This is a genomic window from Leucobacter viscericola (assembly GCF_011299575.1).
Lineage (GTDB): Bacteria > Actinomycetota > Actinomycetes > Actinomycetales > Microbacteriaceae > Leucobacter > Leucobacter viscericola.
In genome coordinates, this window is sequence record NZ_CP049863.1 from 589,516 (window position 1) to 603,934 (window position 14,419).

Below are 14,419 nucleotides of genomic sequence, written 5' to 3' on the forward strand. Positions count from 1 at the left end.
ACGCAACAGTGCCGCAGCAAACCTCAATTCGAGAGATTCGCTGCGGCACCGTCAAAGGGAGTCTAGAAAATTACCACTCAAGCGTGCCGAGTGTTGCCTCGGTTTGAGCGGCTTTTCCGTTCCGCATGTAGTCGATGGTGACTTTGCTGCCACCGCCATTCATGCGGATGAGCGCTGATACCGAGGTGCCGTCAACAGCCGGCACTCCAGCGACCTTAGTGATAACGTCGCCAGCCTTGAGCCCAGCCTTCTCTGCCGCTCCCTGAGAAGCGACATCGACAACGAGCCCGCCCGCGAAGTTCTGGTCTGCGTCGGTGTCTTGGCTGGAATCCACGACTGAAGCACCAAGCAAACCGTGCGACGGCTGCTTTCCGTCAATGAGCGCGTCAGCTACCCGCACTGCAAGATTCGACGGGATGGCGAACCCGAGACCGACGCTGCCCGCGGTACCGCTGCTGCTCGACGTGGAGGCGATCGCAACGTTGATGCCGATGAGCTCACCGTCCGCGTTCAGCAGCGCACCGCCCGAGTTACCCGGGTTGATGGACGCATCGGTCTGAATGACCGGCAGCGTTACCGTACCCGCGGTGGACTGCTGTTGCTGCTGCGACTCGTCAGATTGGCCGTCATCGGGGGTGCCGAAACGGAAGTCCCACGGGAAGGTACCCTGGCCCCCCTGACCGTTCTGGTCACCCTGGTCATTCGGCTGCTGCTGTTGCTGGTCTGATCCATCCTGCGGGATCAGCGGGCTACCCACCGAGATACCTCGGTTGATAGCGCTTACAACGCCACTCGTGACGGTGTTGGAGAGGTTGAGCGGTGCACCAATTGCCACCGTCGTGTCGCCAACGTTCAGCTTGGTAGAGTCCGCAACCTTGATCGCGGGGAGGTTATCCGCGTCGACCTTCACAACAGCAAGGTCGGCATAGGGGTCAACCCCAACAACCTTTCCGGTGAGGATCCGTCCGTCGCTGAGCTTGACGCGAATTTTCGCGCTGTCTCCTGCTGCGCCGTCAAGGGTGACGACGTGGGCATTGGTGATGATGTACCCGTCTTTTCGGTAGATCACACCAGAGCCCGAGCCGCTTGCGCTAGCTCCGCTCACCTCAAGCGTTACGACGCTCGGGGTTGCTACGGCGGCGACCCCGGAGACCGTGGAGGCCGAGTCAGGGTTGTTGAGCGTGAGTGTTCCGCTTGCCTGAGAACTGGAGTGGTTCGAGGAGTTCGACGATACAACCGCCGCAACTCCACCGCCCACGATGCCGCCCAACAGGGCACCAATCGCGAGACCCGCAAGCAGCACTCCGGTTCGGCTCTTCGACGTTGCCGCCGCAACCGGTGCCTCAGTCGTCGCGGCCTGCTGGAACGCGGGGTACTCAGCCGTCGGCTGTGTTGCTTGCGCTGACGGCGCTGAGTAGTCACCCCCTAGTGGCTGCTGCCCTGAGTAGTCAGAGAACCCCTGCTGAGGCGCGTGGGTCGGCGCCGCATACTGCTGCGCTGGCTGTGCTGGCGCGTGGGCAGGAGCAACTGGGTGCTGCACTGGTTGACCCTGAGCGGCGGGGGGAACCGGCGCGAACTGAGTAGTCGGTTGCGCCGCCGGAGCCTGAGCTTCTTCCAGGAAGGAAGGAACCGCAGGGGCTGCGGGCGTCGCTGGCTCCTCGGGGGTCACCGAGGCTGCTGGGGTCGCGGGAGCAGCTGGAATCGCGGGTGCGATCGGGGCGGCTGGAGCGGCTGGCGCAGCAGGAACCGTTTGAGCTGGTGCAACCGGCGGGGCCAGTGGCGCGCTCGGAGCGGGATCAGGCATAGCCGGGTTCGCAACTGCCGGATCTACCTGAGCTTCGCCGCTCTGAGGATTCTCAGCGTTCGAGTTTTCAGGATTCTGGTCTGGGGTGGTGGTCATGGAGACTCCCTTCGTGTTGTACCAGCATGTCGTGCGAATCTATGAAAACCATTTGGTTGTGCTGCATAACCTCTGCGGGTCCCGGTTTTTGTACCGTGTTTCGACTCGAAAACCTACTCGGCAGCTCCGACATTCCTGGAGCGGCGACGAAGAATCAGTCCCGCTCCCAAAGCCGCAACGACGATTGCGCCTGACACTGTGATCACGATACTCCTCGTGGCCCCCGTCTGCGGCAACCATTCGTTGCCCTCCAAATCCGTCACGACTGTTGTCTCCTCAACAAGACCACAGGCTCCCCTGTGTAATTCAAACGGAGCGCCCCCTCCCGGCCGCTCCACGGCGAGATCTTCCACCCAGTGGACCGTTCCTTCCGAGCGCGCCGTCACTGCGGGAGAGGTGATTTTTCCAGGAGCAGAAATCGCTACCCTCGCCGTTCTCGCGACCGATTGCAGCTCACACAGTGCCTTTTCGTCAAGACCAGCAAGATCTTCATCTGTCCAACGCAGTGGCTCTCCACGTTCAGAGAGCATCGGCCGCCAATGCTCATCAAATCTCTGCGCACCGACTTCAACTTTGAGATAGGCGGTGAAGCCCAGTGTCGCCCGCTCTGGAACGGGTCCCTTCACACTCGCAGTGTCAGCGATCCTGTCTCCCACCTGCCCAGCCTCTTGCGCAACCGTCGCGATCTTCGGGAACACAACACGAGCCGATTCCTCAGGAATACCCCAATCGTCGCAACTTTCCTCGATCAGATCCCTCGCCCATTCCTCCTGATCCTCAGCCACAACACACGCCTGAATGGTCAAGCCAACGACTCCATCAATCAGCTTCTGCCGATCCTCGGGAAATGGCGCAACGACCTCGATCTCACCTGGAGCTTCAGCGGATTTCACCGCAACCTTCTCCGTTGCCAGCAAACGTGCACCCTGAGGTGCCGCCGCCGCTCGATCCGGCTTTCCATCTGTTTCATAGACCGATGCCCTCACCAAGATCGGCACGGGCTTGCCGTCTCGTTCGAACCACCTCCCCTTACTCTTCAGAGAAATTCGATCGATCGTTTTCGCGCCAGGGGCAAGCTCCGAATCGTTGAGTTGTGTTGTGATCCCGAATTCCATAGGGCTGAACTGAGTCTCCTCCGGAATCCCAAACCGATCACGAAACGAGTACCCGGGATCAAGATGCCACTCTTCCGGCGACCCCACTTGAATTTCTGGTCCCTGATTCTGTGCGTCGATTTGCCACACCCAGGTGAAGTATCCGGAAGCGTCGGCCTCGGAATCTCGAGAAACCTCAACCGCATAGGTTTCCGGCCCGTTCACCGCAATCACCTCGGCTGTCGCTGCAATGGGAGGCGCAGGATCAAGCGGCACCTCTTCGCTCTCTTCTGGCGGTGAAGCGAACGGACCATACAGCGTTCCGGTGGCTCGCACGGGCCGGTACTTTTGAACACCCTTGTCTGAATACACGGGCCAGGGGTCAGAACGCTCTGTTATCCCAAACGTCACCTGATCCGTGTAGGGCGCGCTCTTCGCCAGCCGCACCTCGGGCACCTCGGTCGTCACGACCGGGGCAAAACGACTCTCTTGGTTTGTTACTGATGTCTTGCGCCAGGTACCGGATTGCGAAAAGTCCTCGGAACCACCTCCGTAGAGCAAGAGCTGATCCGCGTCATCAGCGGCCGGCTGATATCCCCAGACACGAGCAGGCCACCTCTTCCCGGTCTTTGTCCAGTTTGCCGATAACTTCACTTCCTGAAGCCTGGATGAGCCCAGTTCGGGGACCGTTTCAAATGTGAGCGAAACAGCTCGCGAACCGTCTAAGGTGGCGGTATCTGCTGCCGAACCGAATGTCGCGCCAGTGGGTGCGGCGCCCGTCAGTCGCCCACCCGATTCAATCCGCAGCCGCTCGTATCCGGCGGGAACGTCAACCACGCCCGTCCCCGAGGTCTTCCAGGTCACAACCGGGTCAGCCGGAGCTTTGAGCACGGGAGGCACAATCGCTGCTGCCGACTGTGCGAGAAACGAATCGACCTGGTTCTGAACGTGCGCTGGCGCAATAGCCCGAATGTTCGCGACCCAGGATGCGACCACCGCATCTTCTGCGCCCCGGATCGTCCAGATAGCGAGTGACACTGCAGCGGCCTGATCGTCGTGCCAGCCGGGCCCGAGCGCGAGGCCACCGTATGTCGAGGTGATGTAGTTCATTTGCATGAGGCCTCGCTCGTTTGAATAGGGTGCGACCCAGTGCCCTGTGGACTGCATACGGTACCCACGCAAACTCGACATCACCTTGGGCGGCACCTCAGATGCGGGATTGTCACCGTCAGGCTCTACGCAGTACGCATTCGATTGAGTCGACGATGTGATGAACGCCCCAACAAACACACCACCGTAGGTGTGCCCGGCCCCGTGTGTAGCGGCGTGCGCGGCGGGAAGCATCGCGCTGCCAAACGGGAGCCCACCGATCAGTAGCAGTCCGACAAGAACTCCGAGCAGCACCACAACTACTCCCCCGCTGCTTACTTTCCCTCGCACGATCGCGAGGGCACTCGGCCCAGCTTTACCCATGTTTGCTCCGATCAGAATCACGGCAGCACACACCAGTTTCAGCGTGCTGCCCCGGCGGAATTTCCGTCCGTGCATCAATGCTGGCGAGCGTGCAAGGTTCGTGAAAAAGTTATCCACAGACACCCAATTCACCTCGATTTGCATTGCGGCAAAGTCCGGACTAGTGTTATCTCTTGTGCCGCGGGGTGGAGCAGTTCGGTAGCTCGCCGGGCTCATAACCCGGAGGTCGTAGGTTCAAATCCTGCCCCCGCAACGGAAAGTCGCATTGCGGCACAAAAAGTCCCGGTCTCGAAAGAGACCGGGACTTTTGTTTTGCACCAGACCTACTTGGCCAAAATTAGGGTTACCGGCCAAAAAGAGTGGATGGTGTCAGGGATTCTCGATCTTGCCGCCCTACGCGCTGGCAGAGCCGCTCAGCAGCGTTGAATCGTGTGCTGTGGGTTGAGAAGTGGATGCAAAAAGAAGTCCCGGCCTCACGTGAGGCCGGGACTTCTTTTTCTGCCATCTCAACGTCCGAGATAGCCGCCTGTGAGCGAAGGTGAACTACTCCCCCTCAACTCACGCGGGGAGCTCTACTCTGCGTTTAGCGCAGCGTCGACAGCCTCCTCAAGGCGCTTGTCTGCAGCGCCGTAGGCGGTCCAGTCCCCGTCTTTCATAGCCTGGTCGCGATCCTTCAGCGCACTCTGCATTTCTTTCAGGGCGGCCTTCAGCGTCGAGTTAGTCTTCGACGAATTACCAGTGTCCGTGTTCTTGGCATCGGTATTACCCGAGTCGATTTGCTTGGCCGTGTCACCGTCGCCGGCGCTGGCCCCCGAGCTACCGCCGAACAGCGCATCCAAAGCCCCATCGAGGGTGTCTTCGAACGCGATGTCGTCACCGAATGACACCAGCAGCTTCTGTAGTCGCGGGATACGCGTGCCCTCGGCAGCCTCAATGTAGACGGGCTGCACGTACAGCAGTCCCCCGCCAACGGGCAGCGTCAGCAAGTTACCGCTGATGACACGAGTGTCACCGGTTTTCAAAAGGTTCAGCTCCGTGGACACCTTCGGGTCAGACTTGAAGCTGTTCTGCACTTGGCCGGGAGCCGGAATCGTGTCGCCCTTTGGCAGAACGAGCAGCTTCAGCACGCCGTAGTCTTTCGAGACTTTGCCAGCAGTGGAGCCCGCGTTTGAATTGGCGGCGAGATACCCGGTAAGAATGTCTCGGGTTGTCGCACCGCTGGCGTCGGGAATGTACGTCGAGTAGATCGAGTAGTTTGGCTCGACCTTATCGCCCGCAGAAAGCGTCAAATAGTATGGCGGTTGCGCTGGCGGGGTCACGCCCTCAGCAACGGTCTTCACCGGGTCGTTTGGTGTACGCCACGCGTCCTCCTTGGAGTAGAACGCACCCGGGTCAGTGACGTGGTACTTGCCCAAGATTTCGCGCTGCACCTTGAAGAGATCGGTCGGGTACCGTACGTGGCTGAGCAGGTCACCGCTCATGTCAGATGCCTTCTTGAGTGTGCCCGGGAAAACCTTGCCCCACGCCTTCAAGAGTGGATCCTCAGCGTCCCACGCGTACAGGGTGACCTTGCCGTCGTAGGCGTCGACGGTCGCCTTCACGGAGTTACGAATGTAGTTGATCGGTTTTGTCATGAGGCTTGTGCGCGGGTTCTCCGCGTCAACAAGAGACTCATTGAGATCCTTCTGCTCCGAGTACGGGTAGTCCGCAGAAGTGGTGTATCCGTCAATAATCCAGACGATGCGACCGTCAACGACAGAGGCATAGGGTGACTCGTCGAGGGTCAGGTACGGCGCGACCTTCTGCACCCGCTCGAGCGGATTCCGGTCGTACAGGATCTGTGATCCGTCAACAACCGCGCCCGAGAGCAGCACCTCCATGTCCTGGAACTTCAGCGCATAGATGAGCTTCGTGAAGATGTTGTTGAGCACGGGACCGCCATCACCCTTGAACGTGGTGAGGTTCTGGCGCTCAGCACTCGTTTCTGTCTTGGCGTCTTTCTTCGTGTCTTTGGAGTCCGTCGTAGCCTCGGCTGGCTTTGCCGCCGAGTCCTTCTTCGCATCGTCCTCAGCGGTGATCTCTGCGCTGCTCTCGGCGTCGGTGGGGTAATCGACCTCGATAGCCTTATCGCGCTTGCCACCCACGATGGAGTACTTCGGTGAGTCCATACCGAAGTAGACCCTCGGCTCAAACTCGCCGAGGCGACCCGTTGTCGGGATCCCACCCTCAAGGAAGACCGGCTCACCGCTTGGTGAGCGCTGGTTTCCGTAGGCGGCAACTAGCCCGTATCCGTGGGTATATACGAGGCTGCGGTTGTACCAACCGTCCTGAGCGGAGATATCGATGTCACGAACAGCCGATACGGTGTCTTCAACCTTGCCGTCGATCTCGTATCGATCAACGTTGAGTGACTTCGGGAACTGGTAGTACTGCTTGCTCTGCTCAAGCTGCGCGAACGTGCGAGAGATTACCTCGGGGTCCATGATGCGGATGTTTGAAGTTGCAACGGCATCGTCTCGCAGAGCACCCTTTTCTGCATTGGTGACGGCGTCATAGCGTTCAACCTGAACGTTATTCACCCCGTAAGCCTCGCGGGTTGCGTCAATGTTGCGGGAGATGTATTCCGCTTCGAGGCTCTTCTCGTCTGGCTTGACCTGGAACTGCTGCACAGCCCACGGGTACCCGATCCCAATCACAATGCTTGACACGAGGAAAAGCGCCGTTCCGATAACCGGCAACCGCCACTTTCCAGTAAAGGCGGTAATCAAAAACAGCACCGCAACAATGAGTGCGATCCCCGCGAGGATCTGTTTACCCGGAATGACCGCGTGCACGTCCTGGAACATGGGTCCCGTGTGCAACCCGCTTGAGTCATTCAGCTTGCTGTACTGATCGAGCCACAGGCTCACGGCCTGCAGCAGCAGGTACACGGTTGCGAGAATCGCTGCCTGGATGCGAGTGGACTTTGAAACTCGAACATCACGCCCGGAGAACGAGATTCCGCCATAGAGGTAACTCGTTGCAACCCCAGCGATCAGCGCAATAAGCGTAACGGCAGAGGCGAACGCAACAACACCCTGCAAGATTGGCAGCGTAAAGAGATAGAAAGAGATGTCAATGCCGAACTGCGCGTCGGTTTTGCCGGTAGGGCTGCTGTTGATCCAGAGGAGAACCTGCTGCCACTGCGAGGCAGCGCTCACACCACCAAACAGGCCGATGACCGCGGGAAGAGCCCACTTCACGAGCCGGCGCAGCGGCTCAAAAAGCTCTTGGTAACGATCAAGCTGAGCGGTGAGCCGCGCGTACACCGGTCGCTTGCGGTAAGCGATCTCAATCGCAAGGAACACGGGCACTGCCATGGCCAAGAAGCCAATGACAAACATGACAGCCGCGGCGATCCACTGCGTCAAAAGCACAGGAAGGTACCCGACCTGCTGGAACCACAGCACCTCAGTAAGAACGGAGGCAACCGCTAAAAAGCCGAGAATCAAGAGGACCACAATCACAACGGTGATTGCGAGGGGTGATACTCGGCGCTTACGGGCGTCCGGCGCACCTACGGTCTGGTCGGTCACGTCGTATTACTTCCTGTCCAAAAATGCACAGTGCTGTGCTGAGAGGGTTTCGAACTACTGTATCGTTCACCCCTGACAAGGTGACCGAGAAGCGAAAAATCTAGGGAGTCTCACACCGTTCGATACCGGCCGGCTTTCCTCCCTCAGTAACAGTTTCGATCGCGTGAATAGCTTCATCAAGGTTTTTCACCGGCGCAACAGTCATGTCTGACGGAATCGTTGACGGGAGATCCGCACAGTTCTCCATCGGCATGATGAACAGATCACTCTTAGCTCGAGCGGCAGCCCACATCTTTTGAGTGAGTCCACCGATTGCGCCGACCTCGCCGGTGTCGGAAATTGTTCCTGTTCCGCTCACAGTCAGACCGTCAAGCAGTGGTTTGGGCGTGAGTTGGTCGTAAATTCCAAGCGCAAAGATCATTCCTGCGCTTGGGCCACCGATCTGCGACAGACTAATATCCACTTTGGCCGGCAGAGTGTAACTGGTTGCGAGTACTGCCCCGATCATCGGCTCTTCTCCCCCGTCAGGCACCCGCGGGGTCACTGAAACCGTCTGCTCTTTCCCGTCACGTTCGATGACAAGGTCCAATGGCTTATCTGCTCCAGCGGCAACAATCGATTTACGAAGATCCACAAAATCGACAATGTCCTTGCCGTTGGCTTTAACGAGTCGGTCTCCCTTGCGCAGCACCCCCTCCGCGGGGCCCTTTTCCGAAACCCCAGCTACATCAAGATGTACGGTGACGGGCTGCTTCAGTTGCCGGAATGCTGCGGCTGCCGCCTGCATTTGTGAGCTATCCATCATTACGGTGTTGGCGGCTTCGCGATCCTTTTCGCTCTCCCCCTCCGGGAAAAACTCGGACCGCGGCGCGATCCGCTGCGACGGATCGACCAGTGCCGGCACCAATGAGAGCCAACTCGCCGGGTGCTCCGGCCCACCGACAATGGTCACCGTGAGCAGGTTGAGCTCACCAGATGTCGGGTAGGTCTTCGCGTCTGAAATGCTGATGACCGGCATCGTTTCATCTTTAATCTTGACGTCACCAAGGGTGTCAACAACCGGGCCGGGCCGCTCAATGGCATACGGTGACGGAATCACCGCAGCTAGAACGGTGAGCGAGGCCAGGATCGCGATCCCGAGCAACACCCGCATCTTGCGCCGTTCGCGCCGCTCGTCGTACATGCCGTTCCTCTTTTCGTGCCGGGCCTGAATCGTGTTCGCAGTCGGCGCAACAGTTTTGGCGCCGCCCGGGTCAATCTAGCAGGCGGATTCGAGTGTGTTGCCGTACCGTTGATACCAAGCATTTTGAGGAGAGCTGAATGAGCGCGAACGATCAGAACGACGCCAGCGACCAGAGCGAAAACAACGACTTCGAGGATCTGCAGAAGATTCTGCGCGACATGCTCTCTGGCAACGGAGAGCCCAACGAATCGTTTAGCCCCGAGCAGTTCGCGAAGGCCGCTGGAATCCCAGCCGATCCCGCCACGATGCAGGGACTGTTCAATACCCTGCGCGGTGCCATGCAACAGCCGACAGACGGTATCGACTGGTCAGCTGCGCGGCGCACTGCAATTGAGGTGGCGAGCGACGGAAGCGCTGCCGGTGATCCCGCACCTGCGCTGCGCGCATTTCCAGTGGCGACGCTGTGGCTCGATGAAGTCACAGAGATCGGTGCGACACCCGATGCGCCCCGCGCACTCTCGCGCATCGAGTGGGTACAGCAGTCGGTCGACACTTGGATCAGCCTTGCGGAGCCCGTTGCGGAGTCAGTAACCCAGGCACTCATGGAGGCACTGCAGTCGCAAATGCCGGAGGAGCTCAGTTCAGCTCTGCAGGGCGCGGCTCCGATGCTTCGAAGTGTTGGTGGAGCACTGTTTGCAGTGCAACTCGGCACGATTATCGGCAAGCTCTCGGGCGAGGTTGTCTCCGCGGGAGACATCGGGATCCCGCTCCTTTCCGGACCCGGACGCGAGGGCGGAGCTCTACTTCCAAGCGGAGTCGCTGCGTTCGCAGAGGGGCTCGACCAAGACACAGAGGCGGTCACCCTCTACCTCGCGGTGCGTGAGCTCGCACACGCCCGGTTATTCCGCCATTCCAAGTGGCTGCGGCTGCACCTGCTCTCTGCAATCACAGATTATGCCCGCGGCATCAGCATCGACACGGATCGGATCGAAGAGGTTGCTCGCGAGATCGATCCCTCGCAGCCCGAGCAACTGCAGGAACTCCTCTCAAACGGGGCCCTGATTCCGCCGAAGAGTCCCGCGCAGGAAGCTGCTCACGCCCGCCTCGAAACAATGCTTGCATTGATCGAGGGGTGGGTCGACGTGGTGACTGCAAACGCTGCAGTGCGAATCCCCGGGTCAGACGCGATCGCCGAGATGGTGCGTCGACGCCGCGCCACGGGCGGTCCAGCAGAACACGCGTTTAGTGCCCTGATCGGCCTAGAGCTGCGACCACGGCGCCTCCGCGATGCGGCCGCTCTGTGGCGCCTCGTCGGAGAGCGTGGCTCGCCCGAAATGCGTGACGGGCTATGGGCGCACCCTGATCTTTTGCCGACGATGGAGGAGCTCGATCACCCCGCTCGTTTGCTTGAGCGGTTGGGGCTTGCCGGTGCATCACCAGACAGCGAAGCCGACGATTTCGATGCGGCGCTAGCTCAGCTGCTCGACGGCACTCTCCCGCCTCACAGTGATGGTTCGGGTGAAGCCGATTCGGGTGACAACGAGGATCCATCCGAACCTGACAAGTAGGGATTCGTTTCCTCCACAGCACCCGTTTCGAATGGTCTTCGAAACAATTTGCCGTTGCACTGTGGAAAACCGCCGAGGGCAACACCGGTGACGCCAGACTCGATTCATGAGTTCAGCATTCGCCCGAATAGACACCACCTTTCCGATGGCGTGGGAAGACGTCGATACGCTTCGTTTCGGTTTCGAACGAGCCGAGGTGAGGGTCCACCAGCCCTCCGCCGGGCAGCAACGATTCATTGCCTCGCTTTTGCGGGGCGTCGATCGAAACAAGGTGGTCGCTGAAGCGAAGAGAGTTGGGGTCACCCCGAGAGAAGCGCACGCACTGATCGCCACGCTGGGGCCGGTACTGCGGTCGGATCGGGTACCCGTCTCCGCGCACACCAGGAGTATGGGTATGCGAACGTTCCTCTCCGATGACGGTCGAGAAGTGGCGGGTCTTCGTGATGCTCTGCTCGCAACAAAGCTGTGCAGCTTCGAGGGCAGATCCTCAACGCAGAACAGTGCTTTGCTCAGTCGCCATTCCGCCAGGTCGATAGACCTTGTGGTGCTGGTGGAACGATTTTTGGAACCTCTCGAGCGGGCGCAGAAGTGGCTTATTGAGGAGTGTCCCCTGCTTCCCGTGCGCTTCAGCGATCAGAGTATCGTCGTGGGTCCGCTTATTAGCGCCGACGGCAATCCCTGCCACACATGCGTGACCCTCGCGTTGCTCGAGGCAGATCAGGCGCTCCCTACCCTCGCTGCGCAGCTCTACGGGAGAATCCCCGCGAGCGAGACCGAAGCCGGGTCTCACATGGCGGCGGCTTGGGCGGCCGTGCTCATACGCAGGTGGAAGAATCACGACACAAGCGCGCACTCCACGCAGATCGAAATCCCGATAACGGCCGGTGTGGTCTCAGGGGCTGCCCAAGCCAGGCATGTGAAGCCTCACCCGGAGTGCGCGTGCAACTCGCTCAGCCCACAATCCCAGCCTCCGTAATAAACCTTGAGGGAGTGCGTCCGGACCGAGTTGTCCCGGCAACACCCGAGAGGCGAAGCACGTCACGGGCTCGCGTGAAGGCGACGTAACAGAGGCGACGCTCCTCAGAAATACCCGCCTCATCAGTTGCGTGCGCAATGGGAAGGACGCCCTCGCTCATGCCAGCGACGTGCACCAACGACCACTCGAGACCCTTTGCCGCGTGAATAGCGCTGAGCGTGACCGCTTCGAGAGTGGGCTCGTGCTGCGCGCGCTGTCGCGCCAGGAGTTCCTCGCTAAACTCGCGCATGCCGGCCCCGGGAGGCATCTCATCCACGAGTGAGAGAAGCGCGTTGAGAGCTTCCCAGCTTTCAAGCTGGGCAGGGCTCTCAGGGGGCTTCGAGTTCCAACCACTCGAACGGAGCACGTCACTGACGATCTGAAAAAGCGGCCTAGAGTCGTTGACCTTCGCTTCGCCTCGCACGAGCATGACAGCTTTTCGCACATCGGCCCGGTCAAAGAATCGCTGGGCGCCGTGAACGCGAACACTAATGCCCCGTTGCCGCAGTGCCTCCTCGAACTGGGCTGACTGGGCGTTGGTGCGATACAGCACGGCAATTTCAGAGGCGGGCGTTCCGGCGGCGATTGCCGCGGCCACGGATCCCGAGACCGCAATGGCTTCATCGTGCTCACTCGCGAACCACTCGAAGGTGGGAAAAACCACGTCGCCAGCGACGGGTTCGGAGCTGTTCTCCAGGGGTACGTTGTTTGCGAGATCGGGGCGAGAGGCCCGCAGCGTCAGAGCACCCGGGCGATCCCGCATCAGTTTGTTTGCGACACGAACGATCGGTTCGGTCGAGCGATAGTTTCGCTCAAGCCGAATCTCCCTCGCATTCGGAAACTCCTTCCCAAAGCGAAGCAGATAAGAGCTCGAGGCCCCAGCGAATGAGTAGATTGTCTGGCTCGCGTCGCCCACAACGCACACATCATCGCGATTTCCCAGCCACAGCTTCAGGAGCGCGTGCTGCAGCGGGGAAACGTCCTGAAACTCATCAACGGTAAAAAAGCGGTACTGCTCGCGCACCTGATAGGCCACACGCGGTTCTGTTTCAAGCATGCCAGCGAGCAACACCAGCACATCTTCAAAATCAATCTGACGTCGCTGCTCGAGAAGTGCGGCGTACCCTCGCTGTACGTCGATGACCTGCTCAGCTGTAAACCCCTGCGGAATCGGTCGCTCGTCAACCACCGATTCGTAGCCGTCGATGCTCAGCATCGAGGTTTTGCGCCATTCAATTTCAGAGGCGATATCTCTGAGAGCTTCTCCGCTCGTGTGTTTGCCGAGTGATTCCACCACCTGAGAAATCGCGGCGACCTTCCCGGAAAGAATCTGCGGCGCAGCCCCACCAACCTGTTCAGGCCAGAAGTGACTCAGCTGCGCCAGTGCTGCCCCGTGAAAGGTCTGCGCCCGCACACCCTCCGCCCCCAACGCACGCAGGCGTCCTTGGAGTTCCCCGGCAGCCTTGCGCGTGAATGTCACCGCCAGCACACGCGCCGGATCGTACGCCCCGCTTCGAACCCCGTAGGCGATCCGATGCGTGATGGCGCGGGTCTTGCCTGTGCCCGCACCGGCAAGCACCGACACGGGACCTCGAAGGGCCTCCGCAATCTCGCGCTGCTCCGGATCCAGCGCGGTCAGTATCTCCTCGATGCCGTCAGACACCATTGCTCTCCTCGGCAACCCAACGATCGATCATCCAGCGGGCAATCGACAGCGGCATGGGCAGCCGAATTCCCGGGGCCGGTTGTCTCAATTCCTCGCGGCTGAACCAGCGCAGCTCAGAGATCTCTTCAGTATCGGGCCGCAGATCCTCCGGGTCCGATCCTGCTTTGAGTTGCGCGCGAAAACCCACCATCAGGGAGCGAGGAAACGGCCACGGCTGAGAAGCCACGAAGGTCACATGGTCAAGGCGCACGCCAGCTTCCTCATACACCTCACGCAGAACCGTCTGCTCAAGTGACTCACCAGCTTCGACAAAACCAGCGAGCAGTGAGAAGCGTCCGGTCTCCCAGAGCGCGTTCGATCCAAGCAGCACCTTGCCATCGTGCTCGATCAGCACGATGACGGCTGGATCGGTGCGGGGAAAGAGCTCACCCCCGCGTGCCTCGCGGCGGCCCCAGCCCCCCAGTTCGGGGACCGTGGCTTCTCCGTCACGCGGTGAGAACTCCTCAGCCTCGTGCCAGTGCAAAAGCGCCGACGCGACGGCGATCGCTTCGCACTCGACAGCGGAAAGCTCACTTCCGATCTCAAACGGATGACGCCAGCTCTCATCTGTTCCGGCAACGTTGCCCTCCACGCCGCTCAAACCTTCCCAGGTCTGCTCGGTCGCAGCGAACACGGGCGCCGAGTCAATTCTCCCGAGGTACACCACTCCAACACTTCGCTCGGCAACGACCGGGCTGAAACTGCCGCGTGCGGGCACCCATGACAGTCGCATGCGCTCCGCAGAGTCACTTACGGTGGGAACTTCGTTTCCGCGCAGTCGCAAGACCTTGGCTGCTGGGTTTTGCCATGCGTCACGCAACAACTCCGGAGTCGATCGCGTAGCGGCATCCCTGTCTAGCTGCCCTGTCGCAAACGGTGGCTGCGTCAGCCCCATAATTTCTCCCT

Annotated in this window: 8 protein-coding genes and 1 tRNA gene; 3 read left to right on the forward strand and 6 right to left on the reverse strand. The window is 60.1% G+C overall.

Features of this window, described 5'->3' with window-relative positions:
* Positions 1 to 70 precede the first annotated feature (70 nt).
* Together G7068_RS02810 and G7068_RS02815 are read right to left on the reverse strand one after the other, a co-directional pair.
* The gene (locus G7068_RS02810; protein ID WP_166288557.1) at positions 71 to 1,900 is read right to left on the reverse strand and encodes a S1C family serine protease; all 1,830 of its coding nucleotides are present in this window, start codon (positions 1,898 to 1,900) and stop codon (positions 71 to 73) included.
* Positions 1,901 to 2,013: 113 nt separating this feature from the next.
* Positions 2,014 to 4,467, reverse strand: coding sequence for an LPXTG cell wall anchor domain-containing protein (locus G7068_RS02815; protein WP_166288560.1), 2,454 nt, complete (start codon positions 4,465 to 4,467; stop codon positions 2,014 to 2,016).
* Between the two features lie 179 nt (positions 4,468 to 4,646).
* On the opposite strand from G7068_RS02815, the gene G7068_RS02820 reads away from it, so the two are divergent.
* Positions 4,647 to 4,720 (forward strand) — tRNA-Met (locus G7068_RS02820).
* A gap of 319 nt (positions 4,721 to 5,039) precedes the next feature.
* On the opposite strand, the gene G7068_RS02825 is transcribed toward G7068_RS02820, so the two are convergent.
* Positions 5,040 to 8,042 carry a UPF0182 family membrane protein gene (locus G7068_RS02825; protein WP_166288563.1) on the reverse strand — a complete coding sequence of 1,001 codons (3,003 nt, stop codon included), beginning with the start codon at positions 8,040 to 8,042 and terminating at the stop codon, positions 5,040 to 5,042.
* A 100-nt stretch (positions 8,043 to 8,142) separates the two neighbouring features.
* Positions 8,143 to 9,225: a YlbL family protein gene (locus tag G7068_RS02830; protein WP_166288566.1), complete on the reverse strand. Its 1,083-nt coding sequence runs from the start codon at positions 9,223 to 9,225 to the stop codon at positions 8,143 to 8,145.
* A 137-nt stretch (positions 9,226 to 9,362) separates the two neighbouring features.
* Between G7068_RS02830 and G7068_RS02835 the strand changes: the two genes are divergently transcribed.
* Both G7068_RS02835 and G7068_RS02840 read left to right on the forward strand, forming a co-directional pair.
* Positions 9,363 to 10,793: a zinc-dependent metalloprotease gene (locus G7068_RS02835; RefSeq protein WP_166288569.1), complete on the forward strand. Its 1,431-nt coding sequence runs from the start codon at positions 9,363 to 9,365 to the stop codon at positions 10,791 to 10,793.
* A gap of 106 nt (positions 10,794 to 10,899) precedes the next feature.
* The gene (locus G7068_RS02840; RefSeq protein ID WP_166288572.1) at positions 10,900 to 11,769 is read left to right on the forward strand and encodes a hypothetical protein; all 870 of its coding nucleotides are present in this window, start codon (positions 10,900 to 10,902) and stop codon (positions 11,767 to 11,769) included.
* Here the strand turns inward: G7068_RS02840 and G7068_RS02845 are convergent.
* Both G7068_RS02845 and nudC read right to left on the reverse strand, forming a co-directional pair.
* Positions 11,744 to 13,474: an ATP-dependent helicase gene (locus tag G7068_RS02845; protein WP_166288575.1), complete on the reverse strand. Its 1,731-nt coding sequence runs from the start codon at positions 13,472 to 13,474 to the stop codon at positions 11,744 to 11,746. The genes G7068_RS02840 and G7068_RS02845 overlap by 26 nt on opposite strands.
* A complete protein-coding gene (gene nudC, locus G7068_RS02850) occupies positions 13,464 to 14,408 on the reverse strand; it encodes an NAD(+) diphosphatase (protein ID WP_166288578.1) in 945 nt (314 codons plus the stop codon). The genes G7068_RS02845 and nudC overlap by 11 nt, the downstream gene beginning before the upstream one ends.
* Between the last annotated feature and the right edge of the window lie 11 nt (positions 14,409 to 14,419).

What these genes read in the sequence shown, in the direction of transcription:
- G7068_RS02840 (WP_166288572.1), top strand. Translation starts at nt 10,900, where the DNA reads ATGAGTTCAGCATTCGCCCGAATAGACACCACCTTTCCGATGGCGTGG.
- G7068_RS02845 (WP_166288575.1), bottom strand. Translation starts at nt 13,474, where the DNA reads ATGGTGTCTGACGGCATCGAGGAGATACTGACCGCGCTGGATCCGGAG.
- nudC (WP_166288578.1), bottom strand. Translation starts at nt 14,408, where the DNA reads ATGGGGCTGACGCAGCCACCGTTTGCGACAGGGCAGCTAGACAGGGAT.
- G7068_RS02835 (WP_166288569.1), top strand. Translation starts at nt 9,363, where the DNA reads ATGAGCGCGAACGATCAGAACGACGCCAGCGACCAGAGCGAAAACAAC.
- G7068_RS02810 (WP_166288557.1), bottom strand. Translation starts at nt 1,900, where the DNA reads ATGACCACCACCCCAGACCAGAATCCTGAAAACTCGAACGCTGAGAAT.
- G7068_RS02830 (WP_166288566.1), bottom strand. Translation starts at nt 9,225, where the DNA reads ATGTACGACGAGCGGCGCGAACGGCGCAAGATGCGGGTGTTGCTCGGG.
- G7068_RS02815 (WP_166288560.1), bottom strand. Translation starts at nt 4,467, where the DNA reads ATGGGTAAAGCTGGGCCGAGTGCCCTCGCGATCGTGCGAGGGAAAGTA.